Source organism: Edaphobacter sp. 4G125 (assembly GCF_014274685.1).
Classification (GTDB): Bacteria; Acidobacteriota; Terriglobia; order Terriglobales; family Acidobacteriaceae; genus Edaphobacter.
The window spans coordinates 1,308,403-1,333,015 of record NZ_CP060393.1 but is presented as its reverse complement, the minus strand read 5'-3'; the positions used below and the strand labels follow the sequence as shown (position 1 = coordinate 1,333,015).

22 protein-coding genes are annotated in these 24,613 nt (G+C 55.2%); 11 read left to right on the top strand and 11 right to left on the bottom strand.

What is annotated here, in order from left to right; genetic code table 11:
• Positions 1-50 precede the first annotated feature (50 nt).
• Both rplT and rpmI read right to left on the bottom strand, forming a co-directional pair.
• A complete protein-coding gene (rplT, locus tag H7846_RS05500; protein ID WP_186695498.1) occupies positions 51-431 on the bottom strand; it encodes a 50S ribosomal protein L20 in 381 nt (126 codons plus the stop codon).
• A 217-nt stretch (positions 432-648) separates the two neighbouring features.
• Positions 649-846 carry a 50S ribosomal protein L35 gene (rpmI, locus tag H7846_RS05495; protein WP_035350027.1) on the bottom strand — a complete coding sequence of 66 codons (198 nt, stop codon included), beginning with the start codon at positions 844-846 and terminating at the stop codon, positions 649-651.
• A 791-nt stretch (positions 847-1,637) separates the two neighbouring features.
• On the opposite strand from rpmI, the gene gyrB reads away from it, so the two are divergent.
• The 5 genes from gyrB (at position 1,638) to H7846_RS05470 (ending at position 8,386) form a co-directional block, all read left to right on the top strand.
• Positions 1,638-4,280 (top strand): DNA topoisomerase (ATP-hydrolyzing) subunit B, encoded by a 2,643-nt coding sequence (gene gyrB, locus H7846_RS05490; protein ID WP_186695497.1) that lies wholly within the window; start codon positions 1,638-1,640, stop codon positions 4,278-4,280.
• A 103-nt stretch (positions 4,281-4,383) separates the two neighbouring features.
• Complete coding sequence (locus H7846_RS05485; RefSeq protein ID WP_186695496.1) at positions 4,384-6,240, top strand: amidase; 1,857 nt, start codon at positions 4,384-4,386, stop codon at positions 6,238-6,240.
• 55 nt (positions 6,241-6,295) lie between these two features.
• Positions 6,296-7,063, top strand: a complete 768-nt coding sequence (locus tag H7846_RS05480) for an ATP-binding cassette domain-containing protein (RefSeq protein WP_255460862.1) — start codon at positions 6,296-6,298, stop codon at positions 7,061-7,063.
• A gap of 37 nt (positions 7,064-7,100) precedes the next feature.
• Positions 7,101-7,889, top strand: a complete 789-nt coding sequence (locus tag H7846_RS05475) for a sulfite exporter TauE/SafE family protein (protein ID WP_186695494.1) — start codon at positions 7,101-7,103, stop codon at positions 7,887-7,889.
• Positions 7,890-7,963: 74 nt separating this feature from the next.
• Complete coding sequence (locus tag H7846_RS05470) at positions 7,964-8,386, top strand: gamma-butyrobetaine hydroxylase-like domain-containing protein (protein ID WP_186695493.1); 423 nt, start codon at positions 7,964-7,966, stop codon at positions 8,384-8,386.
• A gap of 89 nt (positions 8,387-8,475) precedes the next feature.
• Here the strand turns inward: H7846_RS05470 and H7846_RS05465 are convergent, their stop codons facing one another.
• From H7846_RS05465 to H7846_RS05450, 4 genes are all read right to left on the bottom strand, one after another.
• Positions 8,476-8,910 carry an RrF2 family transcriptional regulator gene (locus H7846_RS05465; RefSeq protein WP_186695492.1) on the bottom strand — a complete coding sequence of 145 codons (435 nt, stop codon included), beginning with the start codon at positions 8,908-8,910 and terminating at the stop codon, positions 8,476-8,478.
• 138 nt (positions 8,911-9,048) lie between these two features.
• Positions 9,049-10,284: an NO-inducible flavohemoprotein gene (gene hmpA / locus H7846_RS05460; protein ID WP_186695491.1), complete on the bottom strand. Its 1,236-nt coding sequence runs from the start codon at positions 10,282-10,284 to the stop codon at positions 9,049-9,051.
• A 79-nt stretch (positions 10,285-10,363) separates the two neighbouring features.
• Positions 10,364-10,906, bottom strand: coding sequence for an LOG family protein (locus H7846_RS05455; RefSeq protein WP_255460861.1), 543 nt, complete (start codon positions 10,904-10,906; stop codon positions 10,364-10,366).
• A gap of 216 nt (positions 10,907-11,122) precedes the next feature.
• Positions 11,123-11,461, bottom strand: a complete 339-nt coding sequence (locus H7846_RS05450) for a hypothetical protein (RefSeq protein ID WP_186695490.1) — start codon at positions 11,459-11,461, stop codon at positions 11,123-11,125.
• A 232-nt stretch (positions 11,462-11,693) separates the two neighbouring features.
• Between H7846_RS05450 and H7846_RS05445 the strand changes: the two genes are divergently transcribed.
• The 4 genes from H7846_RS05445 to add all read left to right on the top strand — a co-directional run bounded on the left by H7846_RS05445 (position 11,694) and on the right by add (position 17,449).
• A complete protein-coding gene (locus H7846_RS05445; RefSeq protein WP_186695489.1) occupies positions 11,694-14,489 on the top strand; it encodes an ATP-dependent helicase in 2,796 nt (931 codons plus the stop codon).
• A 32-nt stretch (positions 14,490-14,521) separates the two neighbouring features.
• Complete coding sequence (locus H7846_RS05440; RefSeq protein ID WP_186695488.1) at positions 14,522-14,677, top strand: hypothetical protein; 156 nt, start codon at positions 14,522-14,524, stop codon at positions 14,675-14,677.
• Between the two features lie 141 nt (positions 14,678-14,818).
• Complete coding sequence (locus tag H7846_RS05435; RefSeq protein WP_186695487.1) at positions 14,819-16,402, top strand: amino acid permease; 1,584 nt, start codon at positions 14,819-14,821, stop codon at positions 16,400-16,402.
• A gap of 9 nt (positions 16,403-16,411) precedes the next feature.
• A complete protein-coding gene (gene add, locus H7846_RS05430) occupies positions 16,412-17,449 on the top strand; it encodes an adenosine deaminase (protein WP_186695486.1) in 1,038 nt (345 codons plus the stop codon).
• Between the two features lie 6 nt (positions 17,450-17,455).
• Here add and H7846_RS05425 read toward each other — a convergent pair whose 3' ends face one another.
• Positions 17,456-18,334 carry a universal stress protein gene (locus H7846_RS05425; protein WP_186695485.1) on the bottom strand — a complete coding sequence of 293 codons (879 nt, stop codon included), beginning with the start codon at positions 18,332-18,334 and terminating at the stop codon, positions 17,456-17,458.
• A gap of 16 nt (positions 18,335-18,350) precedes the next feature.
• Positions 18,351-19,304, bottom strand: coding sequence for a bestrophin family protein (locus H7846_RS05420; RefSeq protein WP_186695484.1), 954 nt, complete (start codon positions 19,302-19,304; stop codon positions 18,351-18,353).
• 183 nt (positions 19,305-19,487) lie between these two features.
• Between H7846_RS05420 and H7846_RS05415 the strand changes: the two genes are divergently transcribed.
• Entirely contained in the window at positions 19,488-20,894 is a 1,407-nt protein-coding gene (locus H7846_RS05415) for a sensor histidine kinase (RefSeq protein WP_186695483.1), read from the top strand.
• 8 nt (positions 20,895-20,902) lie between these two features.
• Complete coding sequence (locus tag H7846_RS05410; protein WP_186695482.1) at positions 20,903-21,541, top strand: LuxR C-terminal-related transcriptional regulator; 639 nt, start codon at positions 20,903-20,905, stop codon at positions 21,539-21,541.
• Between the two features lie 3 nt (positions 21,542-21,544).
• On the opposite strand, the gene H7846_RS05405 is transcribed toward H7846_RS05410, so the two are convergent.
• The 3 genes from H7846_RS05405 to H7846_RS05395 are packed head-to-tail and all read right to left on the bottom strand — an operon-like array spanning position 21,545 to position 24,537.
• Positions 21,545-22,651, bottom strand: a complete 1,107-nt coding sequence (locus tag H7846_RS05405) for a VWA domain-containing protein (protein ID WP_255460860.1) — start codon at positions 22,649-22,651, stop codon at positions 21,545-21,547.
• A gap of 43 nt (positions 22,652-22,694) precedes the next feature.
• Positions 22,695-23,804 carry an RluA family pseudouridine synthase gene (locus H7846_RS05400; protein WP_186695481.1) on the bottom strand — a complete coding sequence of 370 codons (1,110 nt, stop codon included), beginning with the start codon at positions 23,802-23,804 and terminating at the stop codon, positions 22,695-22,697.
• A complete protein-coding gene (locus H7846_RS05395; protein ID WP_186695480.1) occupies positions 23,794-24,537 on the bottom strand; it encodes a prolipoprotein diacylglyceryl transferase in 744 nt (247 codons plus the stop codon). Before H7846_RS05395 ends, H7846_RS05400 begins: the two co-directional genes overlap by 11 nt.
• Positions 24,538-24,613 lie beyond the last annotated feature (76 nt).

Genomic DNA, 24,613 nt, shown 5'->3' with positions numbered 1-24,613 from the left:
AAAAGAGGCGCAGCCGGGCTGCGCCTCTTTTTGAAATTCTCTTCTAAAACTTACGCAGCCTTTGCGGACTTCGCGGCAGCGAGAGCTGCCTTGGCCTGCTCGGCGAGGGCGGTGAAGCCTGCCGCATCGTTGGCGGCGATGTCAGCAAGGATCTTGCGATCAAGCTGATTGCCAGCCTTCTTGAGGCCGTCGATGAAGGTCGAGTAGCTTAGACCGTTCAGCTTGGCGGCAGCGCCGATGCGGACGATCCAGAGGGAGCGGAACTGGCGCTTCTTCTGCTTGCGTCCGGTATAGGCGAACATCAGGGAGCGCTCGACGGCTTCCTGGGCTGCCTGATAGAGCTTGGATTTCGTGAGGAAATAACCGCTTGCGCGCTTAAGAATCTTTTTGCGGCGGTCGCTGCGTTTTGTACTCCGTTTTACGCGGGGCATCTTAGTTCTCCTTTTGCGTAGTTCGTTTAGCGGCTGGAGGTAAGAGATACCTCTTCACTCGCTTGCTACTTCAGATCTCGGTGGAGTTCGCTTCGCTCGTGCTTACGATTCTCCAGGGGCCTTTACGCTTTGACTGACCCTTTGCTGTAATCAGCGGCTCGATCTGAAAACTGTTCAATTCCTTTAGCTTAAAAAGACCTGTTTCCACGGTCTTTCTTTAGGCGTAAGGAATCATGCGGGCGACTTTGGCCGAATCCGCCTCAGAGACCAGGGTGATCGAGCGCAGGTGGCGCTTGGTCTTGGTCTTCTTCGAGGTGAGGATGTGGCGCATCTTGGACTGGCCGCGCTTGAACTTGCCCGTGCCGGTCTTCTTGAAGCGCTTGGCAGCGCCTGAGTGTGTCTTCAACTTTGGCATTGGTGATTCCTGAGTGACTACTTTTATACAACCTATTGAGTATACCTGAGTTCAGCTGCTGACGGGGAGAGAAAGCCTTGCCAAGCTATCAGCGTGCTAAAGCCCTTCATCGCAAAATACGCCTACATCACAGCTGAAGCCGTGCCCTTAACTCCTAGGGACCCCTCCCCCTGTTTTCGCGCAAAGTATTCGAAATATTTGCTTTAGCCGCGTACCAGCCGAGTAGAAGCAGGAGAGAAGGGATCCTCTGGAAACCTACTTAAATGGTACAGGAGAGATAGGCGTATTTTTGCAAACGATATCTAACTTAGAATGTGTAGTTTGGGGCGATTCAGGACTTGACAGAGATCGGGGTCCGGGAATTCCTCCACTCGCGCGCACTCTGCGCTCGGTCGGAATGACACCTATGGGAAGAAGGGGGAACGAATCCGGCCAAAACAACACGCAGAAGGGAGGGCCACCTACTCCGATTTCCGCTCTACCTCGAATTCGGAATAGAGGAATTCTTCACCTACAGCTCAGAATGGCAGGATGAGATGAAGCTGTGGCAGCCTGTATTCAGGCCACTTGAGGACAACGCGGTATAATCTTTTATTATCAATTACTTAACGGGCAGGAATCGCTCAGGATTCCCTTTCAATCCCGAGGGTTTCGATACCCTGAGCATGTTATACTTAAGTTACGAAAAATCCCGGTTGAAACCTGTAGGAAGTCCTTGATTGACGCGGCTTTTTGCGGATTCCGGAGAGCAGGGTTCCCGCAGATTTTTCCCCGCACTTTTCAGGAGATCCATGGCAACTACGGCAGTCCCCACCGGAACAGAGGTTTTGGAACACGAGAAGACGGCAACCACGGCGGAACCCAAGGCAACGGGCAATTATTCCGCTGAAAACATTACGGTTCTCGAAGGTCTGGCGGCGGTCCGCAAACGGCCGGCGATGTACATTGGTTCAACCGGCGAGCAGGGTCTGCACCACCTGGTCTACGAAGTGGTCGACAATTCGGTGGACGAAGCCCTAGCGGGGCATGCCACCCGGATCGACGTGACGATCCATGTGGACAACTCCATTACCGTGACGGACGATGGTCGCGGCATTCCCGTCGACAACAAAACAGTGAACGGCAAGACTATGCCGGGCGTGCAGGTGGTGCTGACGATGCTGCACGCGGGCGGCAAATTCGACGCTTCGAACTATAAAGTGTCGGGCGGTCTGCACGGGGTAGGCGTAAGCTGCGTAAACGCGCTGAGCGAAGAGTTCGATGTTGAAGTGTGGCGCGATGGCTTTGCCTGGACCCAGGACTACTCCAAGGGTGACCCCATCAGCAAGCTACGCCAGGTTGGCCCAAGCAAACGCCTCGGAACGAAGATCCACTTCCTGCCGGACAAGTCGATTTTCACCGTCACCGAGTACAACTACGACACGCTGGCCCAGAGGCTGCGCGAGCTCGCCTTCCTGAACAAGGGGCTTGAGATTCACCTGACCGACGAGCGCACGACGGATACGAAGACGGGTGAAGCCAAGCATCAGGAGTTCAAGTACGTTGGCGGCATCGCCGAGTTCATCAAGCACCTGAACAAGGGCAAGCAGGTTCTGCACGACAAGCCGATCTATATGGAGGCCGAGCGTGACAACGTGGCCATGGAGATCGCGCTGCAATACAACGATGCGTACTCCGAGACGATCTTTACCTTCGCCAATAACATCAACACTGTTGATGGCGGAACGCACCTTCAAGGATTCCGAGCGGCGCTGACCCGCACGATCAACTGGGCTGGCCAGCAGATGGGCCTGTTCAAGGACGTGAAAGAAAACCTTTCGGGCGATGACGTTCGCGAAGGCCTGGTCGCCGTGATCAGCGTAAAGCTGTCGCAGCCTCAGTTCGAAGGCCAGACGAAGGGCAAGCTGAACTCGGACATCGCGGGAACGGTACAGGCGTTCATCAATGAGCGTCTGGGAGCCTTTCTGGAGCAGAACCCGCAGGTCGCCAAGAGGATCATCAACAAGGCCATCGACGCGGCACGAGCGCGGGAGGCTGCACGCAAAGCACGCGATCTAACCCGCCGTAAGGGTGCGCTGGATGGCGGCGGACTGCCGGGCAAGCTGGCGGACTGCTCCGAACGTGAGCCGGACCGTTGCGAGCTTTACCTCGTCGAGGGTGAAAGCGCAGGCGGAACCGCCAAGCAGGGTCGCGATCGGAAGTTCCAGGCGATTCTTCCGCTGAAGGGTAAGATTCTCAACGTTGAGAAAGCCCGTTACGACAAGATGCTGGGCCACGAAGAAATTCGCGCGATGATCACAGCCCTGGGCTGCGGCATCGGCAAAGAAGACTTCGATGCGACGAAGCTGCGCTACGGCAAGTTGATTCTGATGACCGATGCCGACGTCGACGGATCGCACATCCGCACACTGCTGCTGACGTTCTTCTTCCGCCACATGACGGAACTAATCAAGCGCGGACATGTCTACATCGCGCAGCCACCGCTGTACCGCATCAAGAAGGGCAAGTTCGAGCAATACATCAAGGATGACCGCGAATACGTGAACGTGATGGTGAAACGCGCGTCGGACGGCATGATCATCCGCTACGGCGAAGGAGCCTCAAAGCTGGAAGGTGCGGCACTGACGAAGTTCATGTCGCAGCTAAAGGATTATCTCGACTTCTTCGACAAGGTAGAAAAGCGTCTGCGCAACGAAGAGGTCACGCGCGAATTTGCCGATTTGTTTGCCCATGAGGGTAAGGAGCCGGCCAAGCGTGCTGACTTCGAGTCTCCGGAGAAGCTGAAGGCTATGAAGGTAAAGCTGGAAGCTGTGGCCAAGACTTACCAGTTCAAGCATGTGGGCGACGTGGAGTTCGACGAGGAGCACAAGATGTACTCGGTGAACTTTACGGATGCTCAGGGAGCAGTTCGAAAGATCGACTGGGTGTTGGCGTCTGCTCCTGAGACACGACAGATGCTGGCCAAGCACGCACAGATTCAGGACAAGCTGGTTGGGCCATTCGTGATCGAGTATGCAGCGAAGACAACGAAGGCCGATGCTACAGATGAAGCCGAGGAGGTTGCCGCGGAAGAGGGTGTAGCTGAGACGGCAGCGGCACCAGGCACAGCCCTAGAAGCCAAGCCGGGTAAGCGCGCCGCGAAGGGATCACAGGATCCTGTAGAGAAGCAAACGGCACGCGAGGTCTTCGAATATGTGATCGAACAGGGTCGCAAAGAGTATCAAGTCCAGCGATACAAGGGTCTGGGCGAGATGACGGCTCCGCAGCTTTGGGAGACCACGATGGATCCGGAGCGCAGGACGCTGCTGCAAGTGAAGCTGGAAGACATTGCGGCCTGCGAAGAGATCTTCACCACCCTGATGGGCGAAGATGTCGAGAGCCGCAGGAAGTTCATCGAAGAGAATGCACTGGATGTAAAGAACCTGGATATCTAAACGAAGCGCAAACAAAACTAACGAAAAGTCTGGCACCAAAGTGCCAGACTTTTTTATTGCCTTTCTTCTATGTCCATCCCGGATGGAGTGCAATAATTCCCGCATGAACGAACAATCTGGAATGCTCAACCGGCGGCACTTTCTAGGAGTGTGTACAGCGGCTGGTTTAGGAAAGACATTGCTACCAGGGGTACTGTGGGGGATGGCCGTACAAGCGGACTCCAAAAGTTTTGATGGAGCCGGAGTAGATCACGATCATCTGGCTGCAATCACTCCGGAGATGATCGATGCCGCCGCCGCGATTGCTGGGTTGAAGCTAACAACCGAGCAAAAGGCTATGGTGTTGGAAGACCTGAAAGAGCAACGTGATTCGGTGTTGGTCATTCGAAGTATGAAGATTCCGAACAACGTGGCTCCGGCGTTTGTCTTTGATCCGGTACCTGCAGGAATGAAGCTGGATACGGAGCGGAAACCAGCGCGGCCTGGTAAGGCTCCGGATGTGAGTGGTCTAAAAGCAGGAGCAAGCGAAGAAGAAAAGCTGGCTTTCGCCACAATGCGAGAGCTGGCAGAACTCATCAGGCGACGCAAGGTCAGCTCGATGGAGCTGACGAAGATGTACCTGGCACGGCTGAAGCGGTATGATCCGCGATTGCACTTCGTGATCACGCTGACGGAAGAGCGCGCGCTAAAGCAGGCCGCAGATGCGGATAAAGAGATTGCATCGGGCAGGTATCGTGGACCGCTGCACGGGATTCCGTGGGGCGCGAAGGATTTGCTGGCGGTGAAGGGATATCGCACGACATGGGGTGCGGGAGGATTTGAGCAACAACAGTTCGATTATGACGCTACGGTAGTGCAGCGGCTGGACACAGCGGGCGCAGTGTTGCTCGCAAAGCTGAGCATGGGGGCGTTGGCGCAGGGCGATCTGTGGTTCGGAGCACGGACGAGGAATCCGTGGAATCCGAAACAGGGATCGAGCGGATCTTCGGCAGGAAGCGCGAGTGCCGTTTCAGCGGGATGCGTGGGGTTTGCCATTGGCACAGAGACGCTGGGGTCAATCTCTTCCCCATCGACACGTTGCGGAGTAACGGGGCTGCGGCCGACATTCGGGTTTGTTCCGCGTACAGGGGCCATGACACTGAGTTGGACGATGGACAAGATCGGGCCGATCTGCCGGAGCGTGGAAGATTGTGCGCTGGTGATGAGCGCGATTTATGGCCCGGACGGACACGACCGTAGTGTGAAGGATGCGGCTTTCAACTGGGACGCTGAGTATGACTGGAAGAAGTTACGAATCGGATATCTGAAGAACGAGTTTGTCGTGCAGGACCTGTCGAAGGATGCTACGGAAGAGCAGAAGAGAGAAACCGCACGCGATGCATACGACGCAAGATATGGACAGGCAGCGCTCGAGGCACTACAGAAGATGGGAGTAAATCTAATCGAAGTAAAGCTTCCGAAGGGATATCACTTTGGAGATCAGACACGTCTGCTTGGTGCAGAAGCTGCCGCAGCATTTGATGAATTAACGCTGAGTGGACGCGATGCCTTGCTGAATGGACAGCAGAGCTTCGATTGGCCAAATTCATTTCGACGAGCGCGTTTCTATTCCGCGGTGGACTACATCCAGGCTCAGAGGGCGCGAACGTTGACAATCGACGCAATGGAGAGGCTCTTCAATGAGGTTGATGTGATTGTGACCCCCAGCGATGGGGCTCAGCTTTCTGCGACAAATCTTACCGGGCATCCAGCGGTGATTGTGCCGAATGGAGTGAGAGGAGGAGATGCTCCATTGCCGAATCATACGGAGGATGGCGATCGGAGGAATGTAGGGGGACCGGGAACTCCGGTGTCGTTAACATTCCTGGGTGGACTGTATTCGGATGCGCGTCTTGCTGCATTTGCTTGGGCCTATCAGGAAAAGACTGGTTTTCATCGGCTGCATCCAAAGTTAGATTGAGATACAACAAAGTTGTCAGTTACAGGTTTCAGGTTGTCAGTTTTGGGGAGTGGTTGTGGCAGATGTATTCGTCGAAGCTCGCGGGTTGGTCAAGGAGTATGGCGCGGGAGTGCGCGTTGTGCACGATGTATCATTCACGATTCACCGAGGCGAGACGCTAGGGCTGGTGGGTGAATCAGGATCAGGTAAGAGTACCGTGGCGAGGATGCTGCTTCGATTGATCGAGCCGACTGCAGGTGAAGTGAGTTATGACGGTCGCGATTTGTTGGCAATGAGCTCATCTGAAATGCGAGCGATGCGGCGCAAGATGCAAGTCGTCTTTCAGGACCCTTTTGCTGCATTGAATCCGAGGATGCGAGTACGAGAGATTCTGGCGGAGCCGTTTGCAATCCATCAGGAAGTAAGAGGGAAAAGGACCCTGCAAGCAAAACTGACCGAGATGTTGGGAGAGGTGGGGTTAGACAACTCGGCATTGGAGCGATATCCACACGAGTTTAGTGGAGGGCAGCGGCAGAGAATCAACATTGCCCGCGCGTTGGCGCTGCGGCCAGAGTTCGTCGTCCTGGATGAGCCGGTAAGTGCGCTGGACGTAAGCGTTGGTGCTCAGGTGGTGAACCTGCTGCGTGATCTGCAGCAGCGCTATGGGCTGACCTATCTGTTCATTTCGCACTCGATGCCACTGGTGCGATATCTTTGCGATCGGGTAGCCGTGATGCAAAAAGGCAGACTGGTAGAGTTGGGGGGCTGCAAGCAGGTGTGTGATGCTCCGCAAGAGACATATACGCGCGAACTGATTGCGGCGACGCCAGAGATGCGCCTGTAAGCGAGCGATAATAGAACGCCCCATAGAATTGAATGGAATGCTCTTCCATTCAATTCCGCACTGGCGCTATGCCTGGCTGGTTACTGCATCGCTGATTGCCGGGGTGATGAATGCGATGGCCGGTGGGGGATCGTTCCTTTCTTTTCCCGCCATGCTCGGCGTGGGTGTTCTTCCAGTTCAGGCAAATGCAACCAACACAGTTGCGCTGTGGCCAGGGCAGTTGACCTCCGTTGCAGCGCTACGAAGCGATCTGAGACGAGATCTACTGCCGGTGGTAGTCGTCGCCTCCATTACTGGAGGCATCACCGGAGCCGTGGTCCTGCTGCATACAAGACAGATCACCTTTTTGCACATGGTGCCTTGGTTGCTGTTGATCGCTTCCTTGCTCTTCGGGTTGAGTGGACCGGTTTCGCGCTGGCTGAAGAACCGCTCTGCGACACCGCATGTGGAGAGGAAGATTGCCATCGTTCCGGTATTTCTTGCGTTGTTGCCGATCTGTTTTTACATCGGATACTTCGGTGCAGGTGCAGGATTTCTGGTGATGACGGTGCTGGCACTATTTGGTGTTGAGGAAATGCACGCCCTGAACTCCATGAAGGTGCTGGCAGCATGCCTTTCAAATCTGTGCGCGGTGTTGACCTTCATCCTAAGTGGAGCAGTGGTATGGAGATACTGTTTGGTCTCGATGGTTTTTGCCGGTGCAGGGGGCTATGTAGGAGCTCAATATGCGCGAAGGATGAATGCAAATGTATTGCGCGCGATCGTCGTCGTAACAGGATGTATCATCGCCGCCTACTTCTTCTGGAAGAATGGAAGTTTGGGATAAGGATCAACGTCGCGCCAAACCCGACAGATAAATTGTCGATCGTTTTCGCAGTACGATAAGAAAGAAGCAGGGACATGAGTCACGAAGGAATCAGGATCGTCAGCGCCGATGAGGCAAGCGGAGCTACAGTGGAGGAAAAGCTTCCCATAGAAGCGGTTACTCCAGTTAAGGTCAGGGTCCATAAGACCGAGGGTACCGGAGTCGAGATCGACTGGAAGGACGGCCATCGCAGCGCATGGAGCTTTGCGTGGCTAAGAAATGCCTGCCCTTGCGCAACCTGCCATGAAGAACGCGGACACAGCGGACGCAAGCCTGGAGAACCAAAACCTAAGCCACAGACGCTACTTCCGATGTATGAGGCTCCAATACGGCCGCTGGAGGTGATTCCAGCAGGAAAATACGCGGTCAAATTCAAGTGGAGCGATGGGCACGAGAGCGGCATCTACTCATGGGAGTATTTGCGGCGCGTATGCCAATGCGAGAACTGCAACCAGTAAACGCCGGAACCACAGACCCTTCGACTACGTTTGCCGCACAATATGTGCGACAAACTTTGCTCAGGATGGCACTCTTTTTTATCTTTGAGCTATATCTTCAAGGTGACGAGCTTCTGAAGTCGCGGAGTTCTTGCGACCTCGGCCAACGTGTACTGGTCGAGCGTGTCGAGGAATGCAGCGTAGGCACTATCGAGGGCGCCTTTGAGAATGCAGGCCCCGGCGAGCGGACAGAGTTGCGTGGTGCAATCGATAACCGCGTCGGAGGTTTCAGTGATGCGGAGCACCTCTCCCAACCGGATAACTTCAGCAGGGCGAGCCAGACGAAGACCTCCTCCTGCGCCTTTGGTGGTTATGAGATATCCATGCTGCCCCAGCTGATGCGCTACTTTAACAAGGTGCGCATAGGGAACATTAAAGAGCTCAGCTACCTCCCGAACCGTAGCCGTGGCCTGCATGGGTTCGGCACGACTGCCGAGGTACATGAGAAGGCGCAGGGCCAGATCCGAAAAGCGGGTAATGTTCATGCCGATGTTGCTCCTAAGCTGATCCTGAATAGTGTAGTCGGAAGCAGATGGCCGATCCTTTGACTTCGCTTGCCGCGCGAATGCGACAAGCGAAGTCCGAGGCACTTTCAGGGAGCGATAGCAGCCGGGAGACTGCCCTTAAGCTCGCGCTATCTCAGTCGCAAAGGAGGGATCGGGAGCGAAGGCTTCGCTGAAACGGCATTCGAGCGGAACATTCAAGGAGTCGAGCATCGATTCGACTGCGCCCATGAAGCCCACAGGTCCACAGTAGTAGAAATCCGCTGTCTGCTGCGGCAGATGCTGGCGCAGGGTTTCCACGGAGACGCGACCGACGTGGTCGTAGTCCTCACCAGCGCGATCACTAGCAGAAGGCTTCTCGTAGAACACCAGACTGCGAAGATGGGGGTTCGCAGAAGTCAGGGAACGCATCTCGTCGCGGAAGGCATGGTGGCTTCCCTGCTGCGCCGCATGGATAAAGAGGACCGGCCGCGAGGACTGGGAGGCAAGGTGATGCAGCATGCAGATGGCAGGGGTGACACCAACACCTCCGCTCAGCAGCACAACGGGTCGGTCATTCTGCCGCAGCGTAAAGTCTCCCTGGGGAACATGCGCGAGGATGGTATCGCCTTCATGGACGTCGTCATGCAGGTGGTTGGAGATCAGCCCATTGTTTGCAGCGGCGATATGTCCCGGGGCGAGCTCCCGCTTTACGCTGATGCGATAGGTCTTTCCATCGTTGGTCCCGGAGAGGCTGTACTGGCGAATCTGCTGGAAGGGGGCATCCGCGACATGCGCTTTGACCGCGAGGTACTGTCCTGGTTGGAACCGAGGGAGCGGGCGCCCCTCAGGAGAAGCGAGGTAGAACGAGGTGATGGTCTCACTCTCCACGACTTTGCGGGTTACAAGCAACGGCTGATAACCAGTCCATCCGCCGGTCTGCTCCCTTCCCTTCTGATACAGATCCTGTTCGACACCGATCATAATCGTTGCAAGCTGCTGATAGGCCGCTCCCCAAGCATCGAGAATCTCAGGTGTAGCTGCCTCGCCGAGAACAGAACGAATCGCGCGCAGCAGATGATCGCCCACGATGGGGTAGTGCTCCGGCTGCACCTCGAGGCTGGCGTGTTTATGCGTGATACGGTTGACCATTCCACCAAGCTGATCGAGGTGATCGATGTGCGCAGCATAAGCCAGAATGGATGCAGCCAGGCTGCGGGCCTGTCCGCCATTTTGCTGGTTGGCAGGGTTAAAGACGTTGAGCAAGGCGGGATGCTCCTCAAAGAGCGTCCCGTAAAAAGCCCGGGTGATGGCTTCGCCGTGCTGTTGAAGCGCAGGGATTGTAGCTTTGACGAGGTCTTTTTGCTGAGGCAGCATGCTAGCTCCTGAATATGTATTTGAAATACATATTCACTTGAATTGGTCGATTATGGCAACAAATGGTCGATAATCGAAATTAGAGCAGTGCAATGCGAGAGAAAACCTCTTCTATCGTATCCGCAACCTGAAGCAGCTCACGAGCGTGGGGCTTGAGAACACCCTTCGTGACGCAGTGGTCTAGAAATTCGAGCAGCTTGTCATAGAAGCCGTTGATATTGATCAAAACGGTGGGCTTCTGATGTAGACGCAGATATTGCCAAGTGAGAACTTCGAACATCTCCTCGAGTGTTCCGAAACCGCCTGGCAGAATGAGGAAGGCGTCGGCAAGTTCGGCCATCTTCGCCTTGCGGGTATGCATCGTGGTCGTAATGTGCAGCTCCGTCAATCCGCGATGAGCGATTTCGAGATCGACGAGCGCCTCGGGGATAACTCCAACGACGCGGCCCTGGCAGGCGAGACAGGATTCTGCGACAGCCTTCATCAGGCCAACATTTGCTCCTCCGTAGATAACGCCGATGTTCTTTTCTGCAAGAGCGCGGCCTAATGCAATGGCAGATTGGCGGTAGAGAGGATCTGCGCCATCTGAGGAGGCACAAAAGATAGCAACATTGCGGATCACATTTTGAGAATAGCAAGGTAACTGGCAATACAGTGTGAAATGCAACCGCAGATCCTTCGACTACGCTGCGCTTCGCTCAGGACGACACTTTATTTGAGCGAAATGGAGATGTGCCTGATGGCTTTGTATATGAATGAATAAAAGGGATGCGGCCCTTGACGCGATGCCCTGATCGGGACGCCGCCTCAAAGGCCGGGAGTTTTTTATGGGAAGGTTTTACTTGATGTGGATCGTTGCGCCGTTGAGCGCAGTGTTGATCTCTGTGATGAGGGAACCGACTTGATGGGTTGAAGTCGCAGTGTTGGAGACGACACGGGTTCCATTTGGCACGCTCACCGTAGTGGGCTTGCCCGCTTCCAGCTTGATGATTTCCTCACCGGCTTTCAGTTCCATGGGTGAGCCGGTGTCGTTGAGGAAGGTGAGCTTGACATTCTTTGTCTTGGCGAACATGGCCCGAACAGGTGAATGCACGCTAGTGGCGGCATAAACAGCAGGCGATGCGAGCAACGAGGTGGCGACGATAGCAGTGGCTGCACAAAGATTGCGGAATTTCATTGTTAGCTCCCGGATGTTTTTGCATTTCGTACGATGGGCTTGCTGCCATGGTTCAGAAAGCCCTTCGATAAGTCGATACGCATTGGACTCGCAGAAGTTCCCAAAGATTTTGTGGAGTGACGAAGTGTGTAGAAACGGTGACCAACTGCGTGTGGAAGATGCGAATGTGTCGTGAAGGTTAAAATTAGAAACAGATGGAGCGTGTATCAGATTGAGTCGTCTTTTAGAAAATATGAATCCTCAGCAACAGGAAGGTATCCGCGCCGTGGATGGACCTGTACTGTTGCTCGCGGGTGCTGGCAGCGGCAAGACGAGAGTGATCACGCATCGCATCGCCTACCTGATTGAAGAGCGCGGTGTATCCGCCGATTCTATTCTCGCGGTGACCTTCACCAACAAGGCCGCGAAGGAGATGGAAGAGCGCGTCGAGAAGATTCTTGGGCATTCGACATTGGCAAAACCAACGCTGGCGACTTTCCATAGCTTCTGCGTACGCGTCCTGCGACGCGATATCGAAGCACTGCGCGTAAATGGCGTGGGGCTGACGAAGACTTTCGCCATCTATGACGAGCAAGACCAGCAGGCGGTCGTGAAAGCGGCGCTAAAACGGCTTGGTATCGATGACAAATCTTTGAAGCCACGTGTGGCGCTGGGTCGAATCAGCTGGGCAAAGAACCACATGATCGATCCGCAGGAGTATTTTCTTGCCTCGACCAACCCGATGGAAGAGAAGATCGCGCATATCTTCGAGATCTATCGTAAGGAACTGGCGAAGGCCAATGCGATGGACTTCGATGACCTGCTGCTGGAGACAGTGCGACTGCTAAAGTCTTCGTCTGAGGTCCGCGAGCGATACAACCGGCGATATCGCTACCTGATGATCGATGAGTACCAGGATACGAACCGGCCGCAGTATGAATTGATGAAGCTGTTGGCAGGTCCGGAGAAGAATGTCTGCGTCGTCGGCGATGAGGACCAGTCGATCTATAGCTGGCGCGGCGCGGACATCAAAAATATTCTCGACTTCGAAAAAGACTTTCCGAATGGAAAGACGATTCGCCTGGAGCAGAATTACCGCTCGACGCAAGTGATCCTTGAGGGCGCGGGTGCCGTGGTGTCCCAGAACACGCAGCGCAAGGGCAAAAACCTGTGGACTTCGCGCGAAGGTGGCTCGCTGATCGGCTACTACGAGGCTCCCGACGGGGAAAATGAGGCTCTGTTTATCGCAGACCGCATTAAACAGTATCTGCGCGAAGCTGGACAGCAGGCAGATGAGCCACGATGTGCTGTGTTGTATCGAACCAACTCGCAGTCGCGGCTGGTAGAAGAAGCCCTACGGCGGTATCAGATCCAGTACCACATGGTGGGTGGCTTCAGCTTCTACGATCGTGCCGAAGTGAAAGATCTTCTGAGCTATCTGAAGCTTGTGCAGAATCCGCATGACTCTATTGCGTTGCAGAGAGTGGTAAATTCTCCTCCGCGAGGCATCGGCAAAACCACGATGGAAACCTTGGAGCGCATGGCGTTGAGCTCGGGGATGAGTACGTGGGATGCAATGGCCCGCGCCATGGAAGATCGTCTGCTGCCGCAGCGAACACTGAATTCGCTAGAGGGTTTTCGCAGGCTGATTGGCGATGCGCGCGCGATGCTTGGGCCGGGATTTGCAGAGAAACTGACCGAGGATGTGAATGAAGAGATAGACGAAGATGAATCGTTTGATGTCTCGGGGTTCGGCACAGAATCAGAGGAAACCATCTCCGAGACAGCTCCGGAGATTGCGGGTGAGAATGAGGAGTTCGATACCAGCTTCAACTTTGCCTTTGATTTCGGGCCGAGCGAGGAGATCTCGACCATTGCAGCGGAAAATTCTCAGGGTTCGGATGCGGGGCTTGGAGTTGACTCTGCGAGCTTCAATCCATTTGCTCCGGTTGCGCTAAAGGAAGAGCCGAGGAAAAAGAAGACCGCAGATCCTTCGACTCCGCTCCGCTCCGCTCAGGATGACACCTTTGTTGGCCAAGGCAACGAGCGCCCCGCGTTCCGTACTCCAGGGGGCAAGGCTACCCTGCCTGAACTGATTAAGTTCATCAACGAGCGCAGCGGGTACATTCGCTCGCTCGAAGAGGAAGGGACTCCTGAAGCCTTCTCCCGCATTGAGAACCTGAAGGAACTGGCTAACGCTGCTCAGGATGCGGAAGAGCGTGGTGAGACTCTGGACGAGTTTCTAGACCATGCTGCACTTGCAAGCGACGCGGACCAGTACTCGGCTGAAGCGAAGGTGACCTTAATGACTCTCCATGCGGCAAAGGGGTTGGAGTTCCCCCTGGTCTTCGTGGCAGGCATGGAGGAAGGTCTGTTTCCCAGCGCTCGCACCATGATGGACCCTTCGGGTCTGGAGGAGGAACGGCGGCTATGCTACGTGGGTATGACCCGGGCGATGGATACGCTGGTGATGACCCGCGCCCGCTATCGCCGACGTTACGGAAACGATATGCCGGAGCAGAGTGTACCGTCCCGGTTCCTCGAAGAGGTTCCGTCTCGGCTGGTGGAAGACCTGGGGAGCCCGCCGGCGAGACCGCAGTTCAGTGGAGATTACAGCGGACTGTATGCGACACCATATCCCAAGGCCAACCGCTTTGGCCGCAATGAATACGAGGGTGGCGAACGCCACTGGAGCTACGAAGACGAGGACCAGAGCGGAAAGCGCGAGGGATCCCATGCCAGCACGAGCCGGAAGAGCGTACCCCGTGGACAAGCTGGCGGATCAGGATCTCTGGACAATATCGCCAGCTTTTTTGCTGGTCGCGGCCAAAAGCCGGCGGCAACGACAGGACGCCCGAAGATGGGGGTTCCGGAACCCACGGGCAAGACCGGATTCAGGCAAGGAACTCGTGTCCGGCACCCCAAATACGGCGAAGGAACGGTATTTCGCCGTGAAGGAGATGGGGATGACGCCAAGATTACAGTACAATTTCAACAGCATGGCGTGAAGAAGCTGGTGGAGAAGTTTGCCCAGCTGGAACGCCTTTAGCATTCAAAGAGAAAGATTCGACACAGAGACGAATGGCAAATACCAAGAGCATTACCGATAAGACTGAGCGCAAGAAGGTCAAGCGGGCTTCCCGCAAGAAGGCTGCCCCAAAGGCGAAGCGTACGACCCCACGTGGCTCGAACAAAGCAAAGGTACGCAAGCTGGTACGTGGTCAGTCGAAGCGTTAGTTCAATCCATGAGGCCTTCCGGGGCGAGTCGGGCATTGAGCTCGATTCGACCGGAAGGACGCTCCTCCCCAACAAGTTCCCTACTTCAAGGTATGGTGATTCTTGGGTGAGTCCGGTACGATTTCTGCCGGGCAATTCTGTTTGAGGAGCAGGGCGCTGGCCAGGCAAATCTTTAAAACTAAATCGATCGACAAGCTGATCTCAGAATCGGAGCGTCCAGAGCACGCGCTGAAGAAATCGCTGGGACCGGTAAGCCTTACTGCGCTTGGAATCGGCGCCGTAATCGGTTCGGGCATCTTTACAGTGATCGGAACAGCAATCGGCGGCAATCCCGCCACCGAGGTCAAGATCTCGGATTCTCCAGTGATCGACCTGATCGTCGGTCTGCTGCATCACACTAGTGGAGCCGTAGCTGGACGTCCTGGAGCGGGACCGGCTCTTGCTGTCTCACTGATGCTGGTCGCCATTGTTTGCGCCTTGACGGGGCTCTGCTATGCGGAGCTGTCGAGCATGATCCCCATCGCGGGATCTGCCTACACCTATACCTATGCGACGCTGGGTGAGCTGGTGGCATGGATCATTGGCTGGGACCTTATCCTCGAATACGCCTTCAGCAACATGAGCGTAAGTGTGGGCTTTGCCGCGCACGTCGTCGACTTACTGGACTGGCTCGGCATCAGAATCTCTCCGCAATGGCTTTCACCGGCCTATCTGCCACTGGGTCTGCAGGACCTCGAAGGACACAATATCTATTCGCCCGGGTGGCACATGGGTTTCAATATCCCGGCGTTCCTGATTGTGCTTCTGCTTACGGTGGTTCTGGTGCGTGGGATTCGCGAATCGGCACGGACGAACAACATCATGGTCCTGGTGAAGATCATGGCCATTCTGGTCTTCGTCTTCTTCGGACTGAGCTTTATCCATCCCAACAACTATGTCCCCTTCTCTCCCAATGGATGGAGCGGAATTCTGGCAGGCGGCTCAATCATTTTCTTCACCTATATCGGATTCGATTCTGTTTCCACGGCGAGTGAAGAGTGCCGATGTCCTCAAAAAGATGTACCGATCGGAATTCTAGCGACCCTGATCGTCTGCTCCATCCTCTACATTGGCGTTGCCGTTGTATTGACCGGTATAGTGCCGTGGCAAACCGTCGCCGGAGATGCCGCTCCCGTCGTAAATGCATTGAAACGTGTCTCCCTAATGCCCGGAGGTCATAGCCTGCATTGGGTTCGATTGGCCGTGCTGCTGGGCGCAATCGTCGGCATGATCTCTTCCATCCTCGTCTTTCAGCTTGGACAGGCGCGGGTGTGGTTTGCGATGTCGCGCGATGGACTGTTGCCAGGCGCGTTCAGCAAGGTCCATCCGCGATTCCGGACTCCGGCCTTTGCCACCTGGGTTGCAGGATTTCTTGTCGCTATTCCTGCTGGCCTTTTCGACGTGGGGACCTTCGCCGAAATGTCGAACATCGGCACGCTGTTCGCCTTTGTTCTGGTCTCGATCGGAGTTCTGGTCCTGCGCGCTCGGCAACCCGAGCGGCATCGCGGCTTTCGGGTTCCCTTTGGCCCTGTGATCCCGGTCCTAAGCGTCCTCTTTTGTACCTTGCTGATGGCGGGACTTCCCGTCAAAACGTGGCTGCGCTTCTTCGTGTGGCTCGTCGTGGGGCTCATCGTCTATGCGTTCTATAGCCGGAAGCGAAGTGAGTTTTACTCGCCAAAAGCCTAAGATAAGAAGATGGCTCGAAGGCTCGTAAAACAGAACTCTGAGATCGACCCGATGGAATGGCTGCGAGGTCTTCCAAAGACTGAATTGCATCTTCATCTCGAAGGCACGATCAAGCCAGAAACCTTGGTTGAGTTGAGCAAACGTCACGATGAGGAACCGCTGACGCTCGAAACCGCTCGTGCTCTCTATCAGTATGAAAATTTTCTTGGTTTCCTGATGGCGTTCAAGGCCGTCACTGAACGTCTGAAAGAACCTGCCGACTACGAGCTGATTACCTATAACATGGTCCGCGAACTTGCCCATCAGGGCGTGGTCCATGCCGAGGTGTACATTTCCTTCGGTATCATTTTCTACTGGAAGAAGACCGACGTAGAGCCTTACGTTGAAGCCATCGAGCGCGGTCGCATCCGTGGGGAAAAAGACTTTGGCACTACCTTGCTGTGGATCGTCGATGCCGTTCGCCATTTCGGCGTGGAAGAGTGCGCTCGCGTTTTTCGGCGTGCGGCTGAGCTTCGCGAAAAATATCCGAGTCTCGTTGGCATCGGCATCGGTGGCGATGAGGCTCGCGGACCAGCCGATCAGTTCCGCGATTTATACAAAGAAGCCAAGGAAGCAGGACTACGCCTGACCGCTCACGCCGGAGAATCCGTAGGTCCAGAAAGCATCTGGTCTGCAATCAATATCGGCGCGGAACGCATTGGTCATGCTCTGGCTGCGCAACACGACGTAGAGTTGCTCGAAGTTCTTGCACAAAAACAGATTCCACTTGAGATCAACGTCACCAGCAACATCAAGACCGGATGTTGCAAATGTTTTGAAGACCATCCGGTACGAGACTACTTCGATTCGGGCCTGATGATTACGTTGAACTCCGACGATCCACCGATGTTCGGTAGTGATCTGCTGGGGGAATACGTTCTGGCACAAGAGCGCTACGGCTTCACTCTGGAACAGATGCGTGAACTTGCCTCCAATGCCGTTGAGGCAAGCTTTCTCGAACCCACTCGAAAGCTTGCCCTGTTGCAGCGTGTCGAACAGTACATCTGATACAGACTAAGCGGCAGACTCTGCCATCTGCCGATGCAATTCCTCGAACTTTGCATAGTACGGCATGCAAATCAAGCTGATTGCACACTTCCGGAAGACAGGATTAATCTCCGGCCCCATGATCCAACTGTTTTGCACTGCGCTTTGTTGATTCAGCATCAGCATGTCGACTCCGCTGCGCCGCAGAAGCTGAGGAAGCTCGCGCGACATCCTTCCCTGCGCAACATGAATTTCGACCCTGCAATCCGCGTCCAACGTGTCAGCAATCTCCTGCAGCCATGTATCCGCCATCTCCTCGCCCATCGGGCCATTCGAAAGAAGAGGCTTGAGCATCGACCCCTCATTGACCTCATCCACTACATGCAACAGATGCAACGTACCTCCAGTTTCTGAGGCATAACGCGCCGCCTGCTGCAAGTGCGAAAGACCATCTTCCGGGTCACCCAGCCACACACCAATATGATGATCTCCAGAGGGCGAACTGTTACCAACATTGACGCGTCCCACGGTCCACACTGGAATCGAAAGACGCTTTATGAGCCGGGCGCGCAGTGACCGATGCCAGGGACGTGGCAGTCCTGTCAGATCACTCGGAGGAAGCATTAACAGAACATTTGGACGGCGTTCGCAGTAAGCGATGATCCCCTCGCAGGGATCGCCGCTGATCAGGACGCGATCGCAATACTTGTAGTTATCCGCCTCCGCAAAGAAGGACCGGAGAAGGACTTCTGCCTCACGATATAACGTCTTATTCGGGTTATAAACATGAAGCAAGGTCAACTTTGCGTTGAGGGTGTCTACCCAGCGTGCCACGGTCGGAATAACAGCGTGGCTTGAATCGGAAAAGTCCGTTGCAAACACAATCTCAGTGGATTGATCGAGCATAGCGCTCTCCTTTGTCCTAAAACACAAATCCGTCAACAGGTTGAACATCTGTAATTGGTCGCGAGCGACGATATCTCGCGCCTCCCGTCCAGCCTCGCTCACGATCGATCTCTTCCATCTGCTCTCGCAAGTTGAGTTCAATCGTGCGTGAGAGTGCCGTCATCGGGATATCGTGAATCGTGTTCTCAAATGGGTTTGAGATCTCGCGACTCATCAGGTCTGCAGCGATAAACATAAAGCTGATCAAAACGCTGGCGATGGGAGTCATTAGTCCCAATCCCTCAACCAACCCCAGTGGCAATAACCAGCAGAAAACATCGACCAGAATACTGGGAAGGTAGTCAAACTGCCTGGGCAATGGCGTATTCTTGATGCGCTCGAGAGCGCCTTGGATGTTGGTCAATACGGTGAGATTTTCATTAATCTTTGTCCAGCGGAAACTATCCAGCATGCCCTCATTGCGCGCCTGCCGGAGCAGGTTACCCATTCGCAACACAAGTCCGGCGGGAAGGTTTTTGTAGACACTCAACTCGCGGGCAGCGTCTTCGCCTAATAGTGTTCGCACCTCAGGTAGCGCGGTCTGTCTTCGTAGATGGCATCTTAATGCGTGCGTAAAGGTGATGTGGTGCAGGACAAGGGAGTTCCGTAAGGGAATACGGTGCGGGTCTTCTGTCTCATCGTCCAACATCGTTAGAAACTGCACCGCAAGAGCGCGAGAGGTGTTCACCTGCTGCCCCCAGAGCTGGCGGGCCTCCCACCATCGACCGTACGCCGCATTTGTGCGGAAGGCGAGAAAGATGGTCAGAGCTGAGGCCAAAGGCGCAATCGGCAAGCCATTTAAAGAGATCCATTCATGATGAAAGATGGAATAAACAATGGCTACCGTGCAATCGAAGATAAGCAATACCAACAGGCGCTTCCAGGCTTGCGGCCAGATTCGCTTCAACGGTAATCGATCTCGAACGATCATCCAAACTCCTGATTACTCCGATTAGACCCTTGTATCTACACGACAGGTTCCTATCTTCCAGCCCTTCTTTCGAAACACTCCCAAGATGGCAAAAAACCTATCTTTTGGCTATTCGTCCTCGATCTGTGGTCAAACGACGGCTAATCTAAAGAAGTGAATACCTTCTATCGACGATTCGTTCGCATGCGAACGGCCGAAGGCGGCCAGGGTCGTATCTTCGCAATCGCCCTGGTACTTGTTGTCCTTCTCGTCATTCTCGAGTGGTATTACGACTTCAACTTCTCTCTCGGGATCCTTTACATCTTTCCGGTGATGATCGCCGCAACAATTCTCGATCGCTGGCAGATCATGATTGCGGCCATCTTCTGCGCCTATGTTCGCGGGCGATTCACCGCCGACCAAACGCCGCTCGAGCACATGCTCCGCTTCAGCATGGCGACGATTGCATATACCGGTTGTGGGCTGTGGATCTATCAGATTGCAGATTCCCGCCGTGTAGTTCTCAAACACTACTCTCGTTTGCGCTACGAACAGCGCTTGAGGCGTCGCGCCCAGGAGCAATCAAGGCTACTGGCGGAGAGCAGCCCCGCCGCCATTCTGACTATAGACTCCAATGGCAAGATCGTAGCCGCAAATAAGGCGGCCGCAAATATCCTGCAGCCAGCCGAAGGACTCCTGGGGCAGAACATTCGTAACTTCATTCCTCTGTTCTACGACGCTCTGCAACTCCCTTCCGGGATCGGTGATGTCAGCACGTCCGCCAGCGCCTGGGCGCGCAGAGGGGATGGAACTCTTGTCCCTGCAACGACATGGTTTTCGATCTACGGTGAAGGTGTTTCCCGTCATCTCGCGGCGATCGTTGTCGATGTGGCCAACGAAGTACGAGAGCGAGAGCACGCGCAGTACGAGCAGATCGTAAGTCACGATCGAATCCTCGCGAGTGCTGTTTCCCACGAGATACGAAATCTATGCTCCGCTATCTTTGTTGTCGCCTCCAACATGGAGCGGAGCGACGACATCGCGGAACATCCAGACTTCGCCGCGCTGAAAAACCTGGCGACAGGGCTGCGCGATCTTGCCTCCGTCGACCTTCGCAGAAAAGTACGTATGGAGATCTCTCCGGTTCGCCTGCAGGACCTGGCCAAAGAAGTTCGCATCATCATCGGACAGGACTGGATCGATATCGATGGTGAATTCAACTGGCATGTTCCGGAAGACTTACCCGCAGCCCGCGCAAATCGCCAGGGGCTTATCCAGATTCTTCTAAATCTCTCTCAGAATTCCTTACGCGCAATTCAGGATTCACCGAACCCAAGACTCACCATTGATACCTCGTTCCACGATGGAAGAGTCTCGCTTCGCGTTTGCGACACAGGACCGGGAATGAAGACCACCGAACACCTGTTCCAACCCTTTCGGCCGGACTCAGATGGCTCCGGCCTTGGCCTTTATGTCTCTCGCGCCTTGATCGAGAGCTTCGGAGGCGAGCTTCGTTTCGAACCGGTGGAGGTTGGATGCTGCTTTGTGATCACCTTGACCGCCGCGCAGAATGAAGAAGGATTAGCTCACACAACAGAGGAGACCGAGTAGGAACACGCATGAACCCAACTGGCGCTATCCGCATCTACCTGCTCGACGATCACACGCTTTTTCGCGAAGGGCTACGTCGCCTTCTTGGCTCAGATTGCCGCTTTATCATCGCAGGCCAGAGCGGCGATCCCGCACAGGCCTTGGCCGATCTGCAAACAACGCCGGTCGATGTGCTTGTGCTGGACTACGACCTGGGAAAAGACAACGCCCTCGATATGCTCGGCCCGCTGCAATCGATGAACTTTGCCGGAAAGATTCTGGTCGTGACCGCAGGATTTCCCGACAAGAACGCGCTGGCTCTCATCAAGGGTGGTATCTCGGGTATCTTTCACAAGCAGGAGTCGCCAGAAAACCTTCAGCGCGCAATCCTGGAGGTTGCACAAGGAAGAGTCCTGATCGATCAGCAATATCTTCAGGCGGTTGTAGCGGCCGCTCAGCCGCAGGAGACCATACGGTTTACAGAGCGGGAGAGAATTACCCTCCGATATCTTCTTCAGGGACTGGCAAACAAGCAGATTGCTGCGAACCTCGACATCTCGGAGAGCGCGGTCAAAGCAACACTGCAGCAACTCTTCTCGAAAACTGGAGTGCGCACACGATCGCAGTTGGTTTTGCTGGCAATCGAAAAATATCGCGATCAGCTTTAAAACTTACGGCTTTGGACGCGGAGCAAAATACCCTTTGCTGGCGCGCACCTTATAACGAGGATCGAGAGCCTGCAGATAGATCGTTCGGAAGGAGCCATCCTGTTTGAAGTCTGCCGGACGATACACCAGGGAGTACTGGCTGCGAAGCTCTTCCTGAATGTTGCGGAACCCCGTGGCAACATCCTCGATCTTTACCGGGAAGAATGCCATACCGCCTGTCGCCTCAGAGATAGTCTTGAGGATGTCGTCGCCCTTATCTTTACTGGGGCTGACGTTGGTGCTGATGGTGTACACAATCGTCTCAGCACGCTGGCACATCTTGATCGCGTCCGACTGCTGTGCACGGCTGTAGTTATCATCACCGTCCGAGACGACGATAAGGGCACGCCGTACTGCACCATCTTCCTGAAGGGTCAGCATTTGATCACGGCAGGTCTTATAAAGCGCATCGTAAAGTGCCGTACCCCCACCTGGGCGCAGCTTGCGGATACCCTGATTCAGCAGGTCGATATTGTTAGTAAATCCTTGCGACATGTCCGTCTCAATATCGAACCCCATTACGAACGCACGGTCATTGCGGTGCAGAATCTGTAGAAGGAACTCGATGGCGGAGTCTTGCTCGAACTGGAAGCGCTGACGAATAGAGCTCGAAGTATCGAGCATAATGCCGACGCGAAGCGGAAGGTTGGTCTGCTGGCTGAAGCGAAGCACAGCCACTGGAGGGCGTCCATCGTCCAAGAGCCCGAAGTTTTCGCGCTTCAGACCAGTGATAAAACGGCCCTTCTTATCAGTGACCGTAAAGATCAGATTAACTTCGTTGACCTGCACCCGAATCGTTGGCGCTTCGTTGACAGGGGCCTGGTCTTCAGGCGTCTGATTCACCGCTGGCTGTTGTGCCGCAGCCACGGGGGGCTGTGCCGCGGTCGTCGTAGCTGGCTGCGACGGAGCTACGGCTGGTGACTGCTGAGGGGCAGGCGCGGAAACTTTAGAACTCGCGCTGGGAGCCGCGGGAAGATTTGTGGTGGAGGAAGAAGGCGTTTGCGCCTGTGCGAAAAGAGGCACCACCATCAATGCAAAAAATGTTGATAAAAGCCTGAGAGAACGATTCATTCTTTTCACTAGTTTCTGACAACCATTCTACCCAACCTGATTGCTAATCGGCGCGGAGGAACCCCAGCAGGTTCTGGAGCTCTGCCGGAAGAGGAGACTCCATCGTCATCACTTTACGGGTCTTAGGATGCTGGAAAACCAGGCGCGCGGCATGGAGGAAGTTGCGATCGAGCGAAAGTACCTGTGGCTCCTGGCCGAATTTATGGGGCGCGCCATATAGCGTATCCCCAACAACGGGATGTCCGAGCGCCTGGAGGTGGACGCGAATCTGATGCGTGCGCCCAGTCTCGATGCGAACCTCAACCAGAGTGAACTGCCCATATCGGGGTGACTGTATGCGTTCGAGCACTTTGACATGCGAAACTGCCGGGCGGACGCCTTCGCTTTCTGACGGTCGACGCGTCGTCATCCGGGTGCGGCGGACAAGATCACGACCAATCGGGAGGTTCACCGTAATGTTGTCGCGAGAGAGATTGCCATGCACTAAGGCGATGTAAGTCTTCTCAAGCTCGCGGTTAGCGAACATCTCCCCCAGCTTGCGATGGGTGCTGTCGTCCTTGGCTACGACGAGGATGCCGCTGGTCTGCTTATCCAGACGATGTACGATGCCGGGGCGCAGCTCACCGCCGACATGCGAGAGCTGATTGAAATGGTGGAGCAGGGCGTTCACCAGCGTGCCATGATTGCGCTCGTCGTCGGTCTCTCCCGAACCTGCATGGACCATCATGCCGGCAGCCTTATCGATCACCGCCAGGTGGTCATCCTCGTAAAGGATGTTGAGCGGGATATCTTCCGGAAAGGCATGGAGCGGCGGCGGATGCGGAGCGCCCTCAATCTCAATCGCCTCTCCACCCTGGATCTTGAGCTTGGCCTTGGCAGGCTGGCCGTTGACTCGCACCTGACCGTGCTCGATGAGCATCTGCACTCGCGCACGACTGATGTCGGGAATCGTCTGGGCCAGGTACTGATCCAATCGCAGACCCGCTGCCTCAGAAGCAGCAGAAAAGGAATGCAGGCGATCTTCTGCCTCCTCTTCCATCTCCAGTACAGGAATCACCGGCTGCGGTAGTGGCTCTAGTCCGCGGGTCGCTCGATACTCCGGCTTCACCGTCTGGCGGCGCTTGCCTTTGGGCAGCATGTGTTTAGACGGCATAGGCGGCCATCCTTCGCGGTCGCTGCCAGAGGATTCCGGCAAAGACGATCATTCCAAGAGCTAACCACTGAACCGGGTCAAGCAGGTTACCCAGCGTTCCAGGGTAAAGCGCTGGCTCACGGAAAAAGCTGAGCAGGAACTGTGCCAGTCCACTCAGAGCAAATGCAAGCGCGACGGCATCGCCATCGCGGTGACGACGCGGAAGCTGCACCAGCAGGACCACAGTAATTACTGCGGCGGCGATGGCGGCATAGATCGCGACCGGATGCTGTCGCACGGTTCCGGGCATCGCGACGGCCCAGGGAAGATTACTGGGGAGCCCCGGATCGCTGCCTTCTGCGAAATGTCCCAGGGCGAGGAAGACCCAGGCAAAGGTTCCGCATGGAGCCCAGGCGTCGAGTGAAGCCAGGATGGGCATGGCGCGCACGCGGAGATAGATCAGGGTCACCAGCGCTGTCAGCAACAACCCAAGCGGCGTAAGCGATGGAACCATCAGCAGAATGATGGGATAGGTAAAAAAGGTATGCAGATTCGTCACGACCAAAAGGACGCGAGAGAGAACAAACGCAGCAATGATGGCGAAGAGTCCGGCGTTCCATAAAGGGTCGGGTTTGGCTCCCACAATTACGGCAGTTCTCAGGCTGAGGCTGAGCGCGAGCATCAGTCCGATGGCTGCCAGCACCCCGAAGGTGGGCAGGGTGAGGAAGCCGAGGTGGAGAAAGATGGGGTGCATTTTTTGTAAAACCGCAGATCCTTCCCATTCGACTCGCCATTGGCTCGCTCAGGGCAGGCTCTTCGCGCCTTTCGGG

Bases quoted from the DNA above. Each gene is read 5' to 3' on its own strand.
- rplT (WP_186695498.1), bottom strand. From the start codon at position 431: ATGCCCCGCGTAAAACGGAGTACAAAACGCAGCGACCGCCGCAAAAAG.
- rpmI (WP_035350027.1), bottom strand. From the start codon at position 846: ATGCCAAAGTTGAAGACACACTCAGGCGCTGCCAAGCGCTTCAAGAAG.
- gyrB (WP_186695497.1), top strand. From the start codon at position 1,638: ATGGCAACTACGGCAGTCCCCACCGGAACAGAGGTTTTGGAACACGAG.
- H7846_RS05485 (WP_186695496.1), top strand. From the start codon at position 4,384: ATGAACGAACAATCTGGAATGCTCAACCGGCGGCACTTTCTAGGAGTG.
- H7846_RS05475 (WP_186695494.1), top strand. From the start codon at position 7,101: ATGCTCTTCCATTCAATTCCGCACTGGCGCTATGCCTGGCTGGTTACT.
- H7846_RS05470 (WP_186695493.1), top strand. From the start codon at position 7,964: ATGAGTCACGAAGGAATCAGGATCGTCAGCGCCGATGAGGCAAGCGGA.
- H7846_RS05465 (WP_186695492.1), bottom strand. From the start codon at position 8,910: ATGAACATTACCCGCTTTTCGGATCTGGCCCTGCGCCTTCTCATGTAC.
- hmpA (WP_186695491.1), bottom strand. From the start codon at position 10,284: ATGCTGCCTCAGCAAAAAGACCTCGTCAAAGCTACAATCCCTGCGCTT.
- H7846_RS05450 (WP_186695490.1), bottom strand. From the start codon at position 11,461: ATGAAATTCCGCAATCTTTGTGCAGCCACTGCTATCGTCGCCACCTCG.
- H7846_RS05445 (WP_186695489.1), top strand. From the start codon at position 11,694: ATGAATCCTCAGCAACAGGAAGGTATCCGCGCCGTGGATGGACCTGTA.
- H7846_RS05440 (WP_186695488.1), top strand. From the start codon at position 14,522: ATGGCAAATACCAAGAGCATTACCGATAAGACTGAGCGCAAGAAGGTC.
- add (WP_186695486.1), top strand. From the start codon at position 16,412: ATGGCTCGAAGGCTCGTAAAACAGAACTCTGAGATCGACCCGATGGAA.
- H7846_RS05425 (WP_186695485.1), bottom strand. From the start codon at position 18,334: ATGCTCGATCAATCCACTGAGATTGTGTTTGCAACGGACTTTTCCGAT.
- H7846_RS05420 (WP_186695484.1), bottom strand. From the start codon at position 19,304: ATGATCGTTCGAGATCGATTACCGTTGAAGCGAATCTGGCCGCAAGCC.
- H7846_RS05415 (WP_186695483.1), top strand. From the start codon at position 19,488: ATGCGAACGGCCGAAGGCGGCCAGGGTCGTATCTTCGCAATCGCCCTG.
- H7846_RS05410 (WP_186695482.1), top strand. From the start codon at position 20,903: ATGAACCCAACTGGCGCTATCCGCATCTACCTGCTCGACGATCACACG.
- H7846_RS05405 (WP_255460860.1), bottom strand. From the start codon at position 22,651: ATGAATCGTTCTCTCAGGCTTTTATCAACATTTTTTGCATTGATGGTG.
- H7846_RS05400 (WP_186695481.1), bottom strand. From the start codon at position 23,804: ATGCCGTCTAAACACATGCTGCCCAAAGGCAAGCGCCGCCAGACGGTG.
- H7846_RS05395 (WP_186695480.1), bottom strand. From the start codon at position 24,537: ATGCACCCCATCTTTCTCCACCTCGGCTTCCTCACCCTGCCCACCTTC.